This is a genomic window from Angustibacter peucedani (assembly GCF_054779595.1).
The window spans coordinates 1-13,036 of the sequence record NZ_BAAGXY010000131.1 but is presented as its reverse complement, the minus strand read 5'-3'; the positions used below and the strand labels follow the sequence as shown (position 1 = coordinate 13,036).

Below are 13,036 nucleotides of genomic sequence, written 5' to 3'. Positions count from 1 at the left end.
GGCTCCGGCCAAGAAGGCGGCGGCTCCGGCCAAGAAGGCGGCGGCTCCGGCCAAGAAGGCCGCGCCGGCCAAGAAGGCCGCGCCGGCCACGAAGGCCGCGCCGGCCACGAAGGCGGCTCCCGCCAAGCAGGTCCCGGCCTCCAAGGCTGCCCCGCGCCAGCTGCGGGTGCGCGAGGACGAGTCGCCGTGGACCGCCAAGGAGCTGCGCGAGGTGCGCCGCGAGCTCGAGGCCGACGTCGCCCGCCTCGAGAGCGAGATCTCGGCCGCCGAGACCGGCCTGCAGGACCTGCTGCGCGACTCCGGCGACGGGGCCGGCGACGACCAGGCCGACGCCGGCGCCAAGACCTTCGAGCGCGAGCAGGAGATCACGCTGGCCAACAACAGCCGCGAGATGCTCGAGCAGAGCCGCCGCGCGCTGGTCGCGATCGACGACGGCACGTACGGCATCTGCGAGTCCTGCGGCAACCCCATCGGCAAGATGCGGCTGCAGGCCTTCCCGCGTGCGACCCTGTGCGTGTCATGCAAACAGCGCCAGGAGCGTCGCTGAGCGACGCCGCCCCCTCCTCACCGCCCGCCCGCCGGGGTCTGCTCGTCGTCCTCGCCGTCGTCGCCGTGGGCGTCTACGCGCTGGACCAGGCCACCAAGGCGCTGGCCGTCGCGCGGCTCGACCCCGACCGCGTCGTGCCGCTGCTCGGCGACCTCCTGTCCCTGCGCCTGACCCGCAACCCCGGCGCCGCGTTCTCGTTCGCCACCGGCATGACCTGGGTGCTCACCCTGGTGGCCGTCGCGGTGGTCGTGGTCGTCGTCCGGTCGGCCCGCAAGATCGGCTCGCTGCCGTGGGCGCTCGCGCTCGGGCTGCTGCTCGGCGGGGCGGTCGGCAACCTCACCGACCGGCTGGTGCGCGAGCCGGGCGTCGGCCGCGGGCACGTCGTGGACTTCATCGCGTACGGCCACCTGTTCATCGGCAACGTCGCGGACGTCGCGATCGTCGTCGCGGCCGCGCTCGTCGTCCTGCTCGGGGCTCGGGGCCGCGCGCTCGACGGCACCCGCCCGCAGCACCGCGCGCAGGACGTCGACGGTGGGTGAGCCCACCCCGCTCGGCCAGGACGGCGAGCGACGCAGCCTGCCCGTGCCCGACGGCCTGGAGGGGGAGCGGCTCGACGCCGCGCTCGCCCGGCTGTTCGGCCTGTCGCGCACCCGCGCCGCCGACCTGGTCGCGGCCGGCCACGTGAGCCTGGACGGCGCGCCCACCGCCAAGTCCGACCGCGTGCACGCCGGCGCCTGGCTCGAGGTCGTGCTGCCGTCCAGCCGCTCGGTCCAGCCGGTCGTCGCCGAGGTGGTCGAGGGGCTGCGCGTCGTCCACGACGACGACGACCTCGTGGTGGTCGACAAGCCGGTGGGCGTCGCGGCGCACCCGAGCCCGGGTTGGACCGGACCCACCGTGGTCGGCGGCCTGGCCGCCGCCGGGTACCGGATCTCGACGTCCGGCGCCGCCGAGCGGCAGGGCGTCGTGCACCGCCTGGACGTCGGCACGTCGGGCCTGATGGTCGTGGCCAAGAGCGAGCGGGCGTACACGCTGCTCAAGCGCGCCTTCAAGGAGCGGACCGTCGACAAGGTCTACCACGCGCTGGTGCAGGGCCACCCCGACCCGTTGCGCGGCACCGTGGACGCGCCGATCGGCCGCCACCCGCAGCACGACTACAAGTTCGCCGTCACCGCCACCGGCAAGCCCAGCGTGACCCACTACGAGGTGCTCGAGGCGTTCCGCTCGGCGTCCCTGGTCGAGGTGCACCTCGAGACCGGCCGCACCCACCAGATCCGGGTGCACTTCTCCGCGCTGCGCCACCCGTGCGTGGGCGACCTGACCTACGGCGCCGACCCCACGCTCGCCCAGCGGGTGGGCCTGCAGCGCCAGTGGCTGCACGCCGTCCGGCTGGGCTTCGAGCACCCCGGGACGGGCCAGCACGTCGAGTACGAGAGCTCGTACCCGGCCGACCTGGCGCACGCGCTCGAGGTCGTCGCGGCCGGCTGAGCGCGCGACACGCCAGGTGGCCTGGAACGCTGGCGACCCTGCCCGGGACTGTCCCCGCGGCGACCTAGACTCAGGCCCATGCCGTCCAGCTCCACCGCGTCGTCCGCGGGCTCGTTCGCCCACCTGCACGTCCACACCGAGTACTCCATGCTCGACGGCGCGGCGCGGATCGACGACCTGATGGCCGAGGCGGCCCGGCAGGGCATGCCGGCCGTCGCCACCACCGACCACGGCTACGTGTTCGGCGCGTACGAGTTCTGGAAGGCCGGCCAGCGCCACGGTGTCAAGCCGATCATCGGCATCGAGGCCTACCTCACGCCCGGCACGTCGCGCTTCGACCGCACCCGGGTCAAGTGGGGCGACGGCGGGCGCGACGACGTGTCCGGCTCGGGCGCCTACACCCACATGACGATGCTGGCCCGCACCACCGGCGGCATGCACAACCTCTTCCGCATGGCCTCGCTCGCCTCGCTCGAGGGCTACTACTTCAAGCCCCGCATGGACCGCGAGCTGCTGCAGACCTACGGCCAGGGCCTGATCGGCACCACGGGCTGCCCCGGCGGCGAGGTGCAGACAAGGCTGCGGCTCGGCCAGTACGACAAGGCGCGCGAGGCGGCCGCCGAGTTCCGCGACATCTTCGGCGCCGGCAACTTCTACTGCGAGCTGATGGACCACGGCCTCGGCGTCGAGCGCGAGGTGCAGCAGGACCTGCTGCGCCTGGCCCGCGACCTCGGGCTGCCCTTGCTGGCCACCAACGACCTGCACTACACCCGGGCCGAGGACGCCAAGGCCCACGCCGCGCTGCTGTGCGTGCAGTCCGGCTCGACGCTGGCCGACCCCAACCGGTTCAAGTTCGACGCCGACGACTTCTACCTCAAGACCGCCGCCGAGATGCGCCACACCTGGCGCGAGCTGCCCGAGGCCTGCGACAACACGCTGCTGGTCGCCGAGCAGTGCGAGGTCACGTTCTCCGAGGGCGAGGGCCGGTACATGCCGCGCTTCCCCTGCCCCGAGGGCGAGGACGAGACCTCCTGGTTCGTCAAGGAGGTCGAGCGCGGCCTGCACGAGCGCTACCCCTCCGGCGTGCCGGACGCCGTGCGCCAGCGGGCCACCTACGAGACCGAGGTGATCGTCTCCAAGGGCTACGCCGGCTACTTCCTCGTCGTCGCCGACTTCATCGGCTGGGCCAAGGAGCACGGCATCCGGGTCGGCCCCGGTCGCGGCTCCGGTGCCGGGTCGATGTGCGCCTACGTCATGCGCATCACCGACCTCGACCCGCTGCAGCACGGGCTGATCTTCGAGCGCTTCCTCAACCCCGAGCGCATGTCGATGCCCGACTTCGACGTCGACTTCGACGAGCGCCGCCGCGGCGAGGTGATCCGCTACGTCACCGAGAAGTACGGCGAGGAGCGCGTCGCGCAGATCGTCACCTACGGCACCATCAAGGCCAAGCAGGCGGTCAAGGACGCCTCGCGCGTCATGGGCTTCCCCTTCGCGATGGGCGAGAAGCTCACCAAGGCGATGCCTCCGGCGATCATGGGCAAGGACATCCCGCTCGCCGGCATCTTCGACAAGGAGCACAAGCGCTACGGCGAGGCCGGCGAGTTCCGCGCGCTGCACGAGGCCGACCCCGACGCGCGCGAGGTGGTCAAGACCGCACTGGGCCTGGAAGGGCTCAAGCGCCAGTGGGGCGTGCACGCGGCCGGCGTCATCATGTCCAGCGAGCCGTTGCTCGACCTCATCCCGATCATGCGCCGCGAGCAGGACGGCCAGATCATCACGCAGTTCGACTACCCGAGCTGCGAGACGCTCGGCCTGGTCAAGATGGACTTCCTGGGCCTGCGCAACCTCACGATCCTGGACGACGCCCTCGCCAACGTGCGGATGAACCGCGACGAGGAGGTCGACCTCGACCAGCTGAGCACCACGCTCGACGACCCGGCCACCTACGAGCTGCTCGGCCGCGGCGACACCCTGGGCGTCTTCCAGTTCGACGGCGGCCCGATGCGCGCACTGCTGCGGCTGATGAAGCCCGACAACTTCGAGGACATCTCGGCGGTCGGCGCGCTCTACCGCCCCGGTCCGATGGGCGCCAACTCCCACACCAACTACGCGCTGCGCAAGAACGGCGCGCAGGAGATCAGCTACCTGCACCCCGACCTGGCCGAGGCCCTCGAGCCGATCCTGGGCTCGACGTACGGCCTGATCGTCTACCAGGAGCAGGTCATCCTGATCGCCCAGCAGCTCGCCGGCTACACGCTCGGCAAGGCCGACCTGCTGCGCAAGGCGATGGGCAAGAAGAAGCGCGAGGTCCTCGACGCCGAGTTCGTCGGCTTCGAGGCGGGCATGAAGGAGCGCGGCTTCTCCCCGGCGTCCATCAAGGCGCTGTGGGACGTGCTGGTGCCGTTCTCGGACTACGCCTTCAACAAGGCGCACAGCGCCGCCTACGGCCTGGTGTCGTACTGGACGGCGTACCTCAAGGCGAACTACCCGGCCGAGTACATGGCGGCCGTGCTCACCAGCGTGCGCGACGACAAGGACAAGTCGGCGCTGTACCTCAACGAGTGCCGGCGCATGGGCATCAAGGTGCTGCCGCCAGACGTCAACGAGTCGATCGGCCACTTCGCCGCCGTCGGCACCGACATCCGGTTCGGGATGGCGGCGATCCGCAACGTCGGCAGCAACGTCGTCGACGCGATCGTGGCCACGCGCGAGCAGCTCGGTGCGTTCAGCTCGTTCGAGGACTTCCTGCGCAAGGTGCCCGCGGTGGTCTGCAACAAGCGCACCATCGAGTCGCTCGCCAAGGGCGGGGCGTTCGACTCCCTGGGCCACTCCCGCGCCGGCCTGGTGCGCGTGCACGAGGTCTACGTCGAGTCGCTCGTCGACGAGAAGCGCAAGCAGGCGCAGGGCCAGGACTCGCTGTTCGGCGGCTTCGGCGACGAGGCCCCGATCGACCTCGCGGTGCTGCCGGCCATCCCCACCGCCGAGTGGGACAAGCGCGACAAGCTGCGGTTCGAGCGCGAGATGCTCGGCCTGTACGTCAGCGACCACCCGCTGTTCGGGATCGAGCACGTGCTGAGCAGCGCCGCCGACTGCTCGGTCGCCTCGCTGCTCACCGACGAGTCCCGCCCGGACGGCGCCACGGTCACGATCGCCGGCATGATCAGCGGGCTGCAGCGCAAGATGACCAAGGCGGGCAACCCCTGGGCCATCGCGACGGTCGAGGACCTCGAGGGCGCGGTCGAGGTGCTGTTCTTCCCGCAGGCCTACCAGACCGTCTCGACGATGCTGGCCGAAGACCTCGTGGTCGTCGTCCGCGGCCGGCTCAACCGCCGCGACGAGGTGCCCACGGTCTACGCCTCCGAGCTGACCATCCCCGACATCACCGAGGGACCGCGCGGGCCGGTCGTCGTCACGATGCCGCTCGTGCGGTGCACGCCGCCGGTGGCCGAGCGGCTCAAGGACGTGCTGTCGACGCACCCCGGGGTCACCGAGGTGCACCTGAAGCTCACCCAGTCCGGGCGTTCCACCGTGATGCGGCTGGACGACCGGCTGCGCGTGACCGCCGGTCCGGCGCTGTTCGGCGAGCTCAAGCAGCTGCTCGGGCCGTCCTGCCTCGTGGGGTGAGCGCGGCCATCTAGACTGCAGCACCGCCCCGGCGCGCCGCGCCGGGGCACGACCACCCCCGCCGTCCGCCCGGACGTCGGGGTGCCCGTTCCGCCGCGCGGCCCTGGACCCGCGGCACCAGCAGGGGGGACCCGCATGACCCAGCCGCCCGACGGCCCGCAGCCGCCGCAGGACCCGCACCCGCCGCAGGACCAGCCCTCGAGCTGGCAGCCGCCGAGCGCGCCGGCCGACCCGACCCAGCCGGTGGCGCCGTCGGCCGACCCGACCCAGCCCTACGGCGGCGAGGTGCTCGACGTCGGGGGCGCGAGCACCATCACCCCGCCGCCGTCCGGCAGCGGCGCCCGTCGCGGCCTGGTGATCGGCGCGGGCGTGCTCGCCGTCGCGCTCGTCGGTGGCGGCGTCGCCCTGGCCGCCAGCAAGCTCGGCGGGGGCGGCGCGCAGCCGGACGAGGCCGTGCCGTCGTCCGCGGTGGCGTTCGTCGCCGTCGACCTCGACCCCTCCAGCGGGCAGAAGGTCGACGCGCTGCGGTTCGCCCGCAAGTTCCCCGACGCGCGCGACTCGCTCAAGGGCGACGACCCTCGCCAGGGCCTGTTCGAGCAGCTGAAGAAGGACGGCACGGTCAAGGGCGACTGGGCGACCGACGTCGAGCCGTGGCTCGGTGACCGGGCCGGCGTCGCCGTGCTGCCGCCCACCGCCGACGGCGAGGACCCGGGCGTGGTCGTCGTCCTCGCGGTCAAGGACCAGGCCAAGGCCAGGACCGGCCTGGCCAAGGTCGCCGACGGCCAGGCGAGCTGCGAGTACACCGACGACTTCGCGGTCTGCGCGCAGGACGCCGCGGTGGCGAAGAAGGCCGTCGCCGACGCGGCCAAGAGCCCGCTGAGCGACGACAAGAACTACGGCGACGACCTGGACGCGCTGGGCGAGAAGGGCATCGCCCGGGCCTGGGTCGACCTGGGCAAGGCGCAGTCGGCGATCCCGTCGTCCGGCGGCATGGACCCGCTCGGCATGGGCCTGGGCGCCGACGTCACGGGCCGGGCCGCGATGGCGCTGCGCTTCGACGGCCCGCACCTCGAGCTCACCGGCAACGCGATCGGCACGAAGTTCCCGAAGCTCACCGGGTCGGCCGCCATGGACGACCTGCCCGCCGACACGCTCGCGGCCTACGGCTTCAGCGGCGCCGACCAGCTGGTCGGCTACGTCTACGACCAGGTGCGGGCGGCCGCCGAGAAGCAGGGGGGCGCCGAGGACTTCGACGCGCAGCTGAAGCAGTTCAGCGACCAGTACGGCATCTCGGTGCCGGACGACGTCAAGAAGGCCGTCGGCCCGCGCACCGCGATCGTGTTCGGCGGGGTCGAGGACGGCACGCCGAAGATCGCGGCGCGCTTCAGCGGCGACCGCGGCACCCTCGACAAGATCTTCGCCGCCGCCGGCCAGGACGGCGGGGTGTCGATCGCCAAGGCGTCCGCCGGGTCCGACACGGTCGTCGCGTCGAGCCAGGCCTACGCCGACGCCGTCGCGGCCGGCAAGGGCCTGGGCTCGCAGAAGGCGTTCACCGACGCGGTGCCGGGCAGCAAGGACGCCCAGGCCGTGCTCTACGTGAACATCGCCGGGGTCGTGCAGCAGCTCGCCGACCAGATGGGGATGTCGGCCGACGACCGCAAGAACGTCGACCCGCTGTCGTCGCTGGGCATGAGCGTCCGCCAGGACGGCGACCGGCTGACCTACGACCTGCGGCTCACCACCAAGTGACGTCGACGTCGGTGCTGCAGCCGGCGGGGGCCCGCCCCCGCCGGCGGCAGCGCTGGCTGCTCGTCGTCGTCCGGTCGCTCGTCACCGCGCTCGGCGGCGGCGCGCTGCTCGGCGCCGTCTGGCGGCTGCTCGCCCCGCTCGCGCGGGCCACGGTCGTCGACGGCGGGGTCTACCTCGAGGGCCACCAGGAGCTGCAGGTCGCGCAGGACGGCTGGCTCACCGTCGTCCTCGCCCTGGCGGGCGTGCTCGTCGCCACCGTCCAGGCCGTGCGGGCGCGCGAGCCGCAGCACCTGCGCGCCCTGCTCGCGCTGGTCGCGCTCGGCGTCGCCGGCGTCGTCGCCTGGCGCGTGGGGGAGTGGCTCGGCCCGGACTCGCTGCGTCACCAGCTCGCGGCCGGCAGCCAGGCCCCGCTGACCCCGCTGCAGCTGCACACGCCGGCCGTGCCCCTCGTCGGCCCGCTGCTGTTCGCGATCACGCGCTGCCTGGCGGCGCTGTTCTCGCACCCCGAGCCGCGCTAGCTGCTAGCGCGGGTCGGCCGGCAGCCGCGCCAGGTCGACGGCCGGCACCGACGGCGCCACCTGCCACAACGTGCGCTCGCGGACCAGCAGGCCCAGCGCCCGGCGCAGCCGCGCCGTCGCGTCGCGCGCGGCCAGCAGCGCCTGCCGCTCGGGCAGGTGCAGCAGCATCGAGCCCGTGACGACGTACGACAGCAGGGTGGGGTCGTCGAGCGCCGACGCGCCCACCCCCTCGCCGTCCCCGTCGCCGTCCTCCAGCTCGGCCTCGCGGCCCAGCCCCAGCCGGTCGCAGTACTCGGCGAACGCCGCGCGCACCTCGCCGGCCAGGTCCGGGTCGACCGGGTCGGCCGGCTCGTCGACCCACTCCACCCGCCCGGTCAGGTAGCGGGTGCCGGCGTCCGGGTCGAGCTGGTCGAGGCGGAACCGCTCGCGGCCCACGGTCACCAGGTCGACGCTGCCGTCGTCGCGGTGGTCGACCTCGAGCACCTCGGCGGCGCACCCGACGTCGTAGAGGGCGGCCAGGCGGCCGGCCCCGACCTCGTGGCCCTGCCGGATCGCCACGACGCCGAAGCGCTGGGCGTCACCGGCCAGCAGGTCGCGCACGAGGTCGAGGTAGCGCGGCTCGAAGACGTGCAGCGGCAGGACCTCGCCGGGCACGAGCACCGTGCCCAGCGGGAAGAGCGGCAGCCGCTGGCTCATCGGCCCACTCTAGGCACGGCCCCGCCGACCAGCCCGCGGGCGACCAGCTCGACCGTGACGAGCACCGCCACCGACTGCACGAGCAGCAGCGCCACCAGCACGACCAGCTGCACGGCGGCGGCGTCGAGCGGGCTCGCGCCGCCGAGCAGCATGCCGACGAACGCGCCCGGCAGCGTGACCAGCCCGACCGTGCGGGTCTGGTCGAGCCCGGGCACCAGGGCGAGCGCGGCGTCCGGCCGGGCCACGAGCAGCGCGGCGTCGCGCGCCGGCAGCCCGATCGCCAGCGCGGCCTCGAGCTCGCCCCGGCGCTGCCGCAGGGCGTCGAGCGCCCGGCGGCCGGCGAGCACGGTGGCGGTCATGGCGCCGCCCACCAGGATCCCGCCGATCGGCACCAGGGCCGTGCCCTCGAAGGGCACCAGCCCGGTGAGCAGGGTCAGCGCCACCGCAGGCCCCGCCCCGGCCAGCACGGGCAGCACCGCCCAGCCCCACCCGCGGTCGTGCGTGAGCCGTCGTCCGGCCGTGACCGACGCGACGGCCACCATGAGCGCGAGGAACGCGAAGGTGAGCACCAGCCGGTCGAGCACCGCCGTGATCACCAGGGCCACGACGAGCAGCTGGACGACGGCCCGCCCGCTCGCCCGCACCACGGCCCAGGCGTGCTCGAGCGAGCCCGCCACGTTGACCAGCGCGGCGGCCGTGACGCTGAGCGCGACCACGACGACCAGGGCCACGCGCGCGCCGGGCGCGTCGAGGCTGACGATGCTCGCCGCCTGCGGCGACCCGGTGCCCAGCACGGGCCGACGCTACTGCGTGGGCGCGGCAGGGCCCGTCTCACCCGGTGGCGCGCGGCGAGGGCGGTCACGACCGCTGACCTACGATGGACCGGTGATCGCGCGTACCGACCTGCGAGGGAGGCCGCTGGACGCGGTGTCCCTGCGGCAGGTGCTGCCCCGGGCCGAGCTCGACGTCGAGGCCGCCCTCGACGTCGTCCGTCCGCTGTGCGAGCAGGTCCGCCATGGCGGGGCCGGGGCGCTGCGCGACCTCGGCGAGCGGTTCGACGGCGTGCGGCCGGACTCCCTGCGGGTCCCGGTCGAGGCGCTGGACGCCGCCCTCGCCCAGCTCGACGCCGACGTCCGGGCCGCGCTCGAGGAGTCGATCCGTCGCGCCCGTCTGGTGCACCGCGACCAGCGCCGCACCGACACGACGACGCAGGTCAGCGACGGTGGCACGGTCACCGAACGCTGGGTGCCGGTGGGCCGCGTCGGCCTGTACGCGCCCGGCGGTCTGGCCGTGCTCGCGAGCAGCGTCGTGATGAACGCCGTGCCGGCCCAGGAGGCCGGGGTGCCGTCGATCGCGCTGGCCAGCCCGCCGCAGCGCGAGAACCCGCCCGCCTTCGCCGGGCTGCCGCACCCGACGGTGCTCGCCGCGTGCGCCCTGCTGGGGATCGACGAGGTCTACGCGGTCGGTGGCGCGCAGGCCGTGGCGATGTTCGCCTACGGCGCCCGCGAGGACGACGGCACGCTGGTCTGCGCGCCGGTCGACCTGGTCACGGGGCCGGGCAACATCTACGTCGTGGCCGCCAAGCGGCTGCTCAAGGGCGTCATCGGCATCGACTCCGAGGCCGGCCCGACCGAGATCCTGGTGCTCGCCGACGGCACGGCCGACCCGGTGCACGTGGCGGCCGACCTGATCAGCCAGGCCGAGCACGACCCGATGGCCGCCTCGGTGCTGGTCACGGCCGACGAGGAGCTCGCGACCGCCGTCGAGGCCGCGCTGGACGAGCTGGTGCCGCAGACCAAGCACGTCGAGCGGGTGCGCACGGCGCTGGGCGGTCCGCAGTCGGCCGTGGTGCTGGTCGACGACCTGGACGCCGGGCTCGCCGTGTGCGACGCCTACGCGGCCGAGCACCTCGAGATCCAGACCGACGCCGCGGCTGCGGTGGCAGCCAGGGTGCGCAACGCGGGCGCGATCTTCGTCGGGCCGTACGCCCCGGTGTCGCTGGGCGACTACTGCGCGGGCTCGAACCACGTGCTGCCCACCGGCGGGTGCGCCTGCCACTCCAGCGGCCTGTCGGTGCAGTCGTTCCTGCGCGGCATCCACGTCGTCGAGTACGACCGCCCGGCCCTGGCCGAGGTGGCCGACCACGTGGTCGCGCTGGCCGCAGCGGAGGACCTGCCCGGCCACGGCGACGCCGTGCGGGTGCGCTTCCGCGACCCGGCGTGAGCGCCCTCACTAGGCTCGACGTCGTGCCGTCGTCCGCCGTCCCGCCCGCCGCGCAGCCCTGGTCGGGCCTGCCGTTGCGCGACGACCTGCGCGGCCGCGAGCCCTACGGCGCGCCGCAGGCCGACGTCCCGGTGCGGCTGAACACCAACGAGAACTCCTACCCGCTCCCGGAGGCCGTCGCGATGGCGGTGGTCCAGGGGCTGGCGCACGAGGTGCGCGGGCTCAACCGCTACCCCGACCGCGAGTTCACCGCCCTGCGCGAGGCGCTCGCGGGCTACCTCGGCACCGGCGTCACGGCCGAGCAGGTGTGGGCGGGCAACGGCTCGAACGAGGTGCTGCTGCACCTGCTGCAGGCGTTCGGCGGGCCGGGACGCACCGCGCTGGGGTTCACGCCCGCGTACTCGATGCACCCGGTGATCGCGGCGACCACCGGCACGGCCTGGGTCGACGGGCTGCGCGGCGCGCCGTCCGGACCCTTCGACCTCACGGCGGACTCCGTGGTCGAGCAGGTGCGGCGGCACGACCCGGACGTCGTCCTGCTGTGCTCGCCCAACAACCCGACCGGCACCGCGCTCGGCCTGGACGTCGTCACCGCCGTCCTCGACGCCACCGACCGCGCCGTCGTGGTGGTCGACGAGGCCTACGCGGAGTTCGCGCGAGCCGGGACGCCCAGCGCCCTGACGCTGCTGCCCGGCCGCCCCCGCCTGGTGGTGACCCGCACCATGAGCAAGGCGTTCGCGCTGGCCGGCGCCCGCCTCGGCTACCTGGCGGCCGACCCCGCGGTGGCCGACGCGCTGCGCCTGGTGCGCATGCCGTACCACCTCTCGGCGCTCACCCAGGCCGCCGCGGTGGCCGCGCTGGGCCAGGCGCCCGCGCTGCTCGCCACCGTCGACGCCCTGCGCGTTCAGCGCGACCGGCTCGTCGTCGAGCTCGCCGGCCTCGGGCTCGACCCGGTGCCGAGCGACGCCAACTTCGTGCTGTTCGGCGGGCTGGCCGACCCGGCCGCCACCTGGCAGGGCCTGCTCGAGCGCGGCGTGCTGGTGCGCGACGTCGGCATCGCGCACCACCTGCGGGTGACCGCCGGCACGCCGGACGAGACCACCGCGTTCCTGACCGCCCTGGCCGCCACGCTCGAGGAGCACCCGTGAGCAGCAGCACCGCCCGTCGCGCCCGGATCGAGCGCACCACCGGTGAGAGCAGCGTGCTCGTCGAGGTCGACCTCGACGGCACCGGCACCTCGTCGGTGAGCACCGGCGTGGGCTTCTACGACCACCTGCTGGCGAGCCTGGCCAAGCACGCGCTGCTCGACCTGACGGTCCAGGCCACCGGCGACGTGCACGTCGACGCCCACCACACGGTCGAGGACGTCGCGATCACGCTCGGCGACGCGCTGCGCGAGGCCCTGGGCGACAAGGCCGGCATCGCCCGGTTCGGCGACGCGCTGGTGCCGCTCGACGAGACGCTGGCGCAGGCCGCCGTCGACGTCAGCGGGCGCCCCTACTGCGTGCACACCGGCGAGGCCGACGGCCAGGAGTACGTGGTCATCGGCGGGCAGTACGTCGGCTCGCTCACCCGGCACGTCTTCGAGACCCTCGCCCACCACGCCGGCATCGCGCTGCACGTGCGCGTCATCAGCGGGCGCGACCCGCACCACGTGGTCGAGGCGCAGTTCAAGGCCGTCGCCCGCGCGCTGCGGGCCGCCGTCGCGCCCGACCCACGGGGCACCGGCGTGCCGAGCACCAAGGGCGTGCTGTGATTCGGGTCGGGCGCGGGTGAGCGCGCCGCCCGCGCTGCTCGTCGTCCGCGGCCGGCTCGACGGCGTGCGCAGCTGGGCCCGCCGCGGCCTGCTCCCGGTCTGGGTCGTGCCGGACGTCGGCTGGACCCTCGTCGTCCCGGCCGGGCCGCCTGCCACCGCGCCGCCCTACGACGACCCGGTCGCGCTGCTCGGCGACCGCCCGCTGCCGAGCAAGCTGCGCCCCGCGCTCTGCCTGGTCGCGGACGGGCCGCGGGCCGTGGTCACCGTGCAGGACGCCGGCCGCCGGGCCGACCAGCGCTGGCTGGTCTGGACCCAGGGGTCCGGCCTGCAGCGGGTCGACGGGCTCGACCGCGCCTCGCTGGCCGAGATCGCCCACGCCGTCGCCGTCGCCCGTACCGACCGCACGCCCGGGCTCCGCGCGGCGCTCGCGGCCGA

Annotated in this window: 11 protein-coding genes and 1 pseudogene; 10 read left to right on the top strand and 2 right to left on the bottom strand. The window is 74.4% G+C overall.

All coding sequences use genetic code 11. From position 1 onward, the window contains the following. From ACYVJ4_RS17555 to ACYVJ4_RS17530, 6 genes are all read left to right on the top strand, one after another. Positions 1-547, top strand: a 547-nt coding sequence (locus tag ACYVJ4_RS17555) for a TraR/DksA family transcriptional regulator (protein ID WP_460461379.1), incomplete at its 5' end; no start/stop codon positions are given. Continuing rightward, positions 520-1,086 (top strand): signal peptidase II, encoded by a 567-nt coding sequence (gene lspA, locus ACYVJ4_RS17550; protein ID WP_460461378.1) that lies wholly within the window; start codon positions 520-522, stop codon positions 1,084-1,086. The genes ACYVJ4_RS17555 and lspA, both read left to right, overlap by 28 nt. Then, entirely contained in the window at positions 1,079-2,032 is a 954-nt protein-coding gene (locus ACYVJ4_RS17545) for an RluA family pseudouridine synthase (RefSeq protein ID WP_460461377.1), read from the top strand. The genes lspA and ACYVJ4_RS17545 overlap by 8 nt, the downstream gene beginning before the upstream one ends. A gap of 78 nt (positions 2,033-2,110) precedes the next feature. Beyond that, on the top strand, positions 2,111-5,659 hold the full coding sequence (gene dnaE / locus ACYVJ4_RS17540) for a DNA polymerase III subunit alpha (protein ID WP_460461376.1): 3,549 nt from the start codon (positions 2,111-2,113) through the stop codon (positions 5,657-5,659). 135 nt (positions 5,660-5,794) lie between these two features. After that, entirely contained in the window at positions 5,795-7,408 is a 1,614-nt protein-coding gene (locus ACYVJ4_RS17535) for a DUF3352 domain-containing protein (protein ID WP_460461375.1), read from the top strand. Next, positions 7,405-7,926 (top strand): hypothetical protein, encoded by a 522-nt coding sequence (locus tag ACYVJ4_RS17530; RefSeq protein ID WP_460461374.1) that lies wholly within the window; start codon positions 7,405-7,407, stop codon positions 7,924-7,926. Before ACYVJ4_RS17535 ends, ACYVJ4_RS17530 begins: the two co-directional genes overlap by 4 nt. Before the next feature lie 3 nt (positions 7,927-7,929). On the opposite strand, the gene ACYVJ4_RS17525 is transcribed toward ACYVJ4_RS17530, so the two are convergent. Further along, a complete protein-coding gene (locus tag ACYVJ4_RS17525) occupies positions 7,930-8,622 on the bottom strand; it encodes an LON peptidase substrate-binding domain-containing protein (protein WP_460461373.1) in 693 nt (230 codons plus the stop codon). Further along, the gene (locus tag ACYVJ4_RS17520; RefSeq protein ID WP_460461380.1) at positions 8,619-9,413 is read right to left on the bottom strand and encodes an ABC transporter permease; all 795 of its coding nucleotides are present in this window, start codon (positions 9,411-9,413) and stop codon (positions 8,619-8,621) included. Before ACYVJ4_RS17520 ends, ACYVJ4_RS17525 begins: the two co-directional genes overlap by 4 nt. A 94-nt stretch (positions 9,414-9,507) precedes the next feature. Here ACYVJ4_RS17520 and hisD point away from each other — a divergent pair, with 94 nt between their 5' ends. The 4 genes and pseudogenes from hisD to ACYVJ4_RS17500 form a co-directional block, all read left to right on the top strand. Beyond that, positions 9,508-10,845, top strand: a complete 1,338-nt coding sequence (hisD, locus tag ACYVJ4_RS17515; protein WP_460461372.1) for a histidinol dehydrogenase — start codon at positions 9,508-9,510, stop codon at positions 10,843-10,845. A gap of 23 nt (positions 10,846-10,868) precedes the next feature. Beyond that, positions 10,869-11,993 carry a histidinol-phosphate transaminase gene (locus tag ACYVJ4_RS17510; protein ID WP_460461371.1) on the top strand — a complete coding sequence of 375 codons (1,125 nt, stop codon included), beginning with the start codon at positions 10,869-10,871 and terminating at the stop codon, positions 11,991-11,993. Further along, the gene (gene hisB, locus ACYVJ4_RS17505) at positions 11,990-12,601 is read left to right on the top strand and encodes an imidazoleglycerol-phosphate dehydratase HisB (RefSeq protein ID WP_460461370.1); all 612 of its coding nucleotides are present in this window, start codon (positions 11,990-11,992) and stop codon (positions 12,599-12,601) included. Before ACYVJ4_RS17510 ends, hisB begins: the two co-directional genes overlap by 4 nt. A 16-nt stretch (positions 12,602-12,617) precedes the next feature. Then, positions 12,618-13,036, top strand: a pseudogene (locus ACYVJ4_RS17500) (hypothetical protein); the annotation flags it as partial.

Excerpts from the sequence above, each read along its gene's own strand:
- lspA (WP_460461378.1), top strand. The coding sequence starts at position 520 with ATGCAAACAGCGCCAGGAGCGTCGCTGAGCGACGCCGCCCCCTCCTCA.
- dnaE (WP_460461376.1), top strand. The coding sequence starts at position 2,111 with ATGCCGTCCAGCTCCACCGCGTCGTCCGCGGGCTCGTTCGCCCACCTG.
- ACYVJ4_RS17535 (WP_460461375.1), top strand. The coding sequence starts at position 5,795 with ATGACCCAGCCGCCCGACGGCCCGCAGCCGCCGCAGGACCCGCACCCG.
- ACYVJ4_RS17525 (WP_460461373.1), bottom strand. The coding sequence starts at position 8,622 with ATGAGCCAGCGGCTGCCGCTCTTCCCGCTGGGCACGGTGCTCGTGCCC.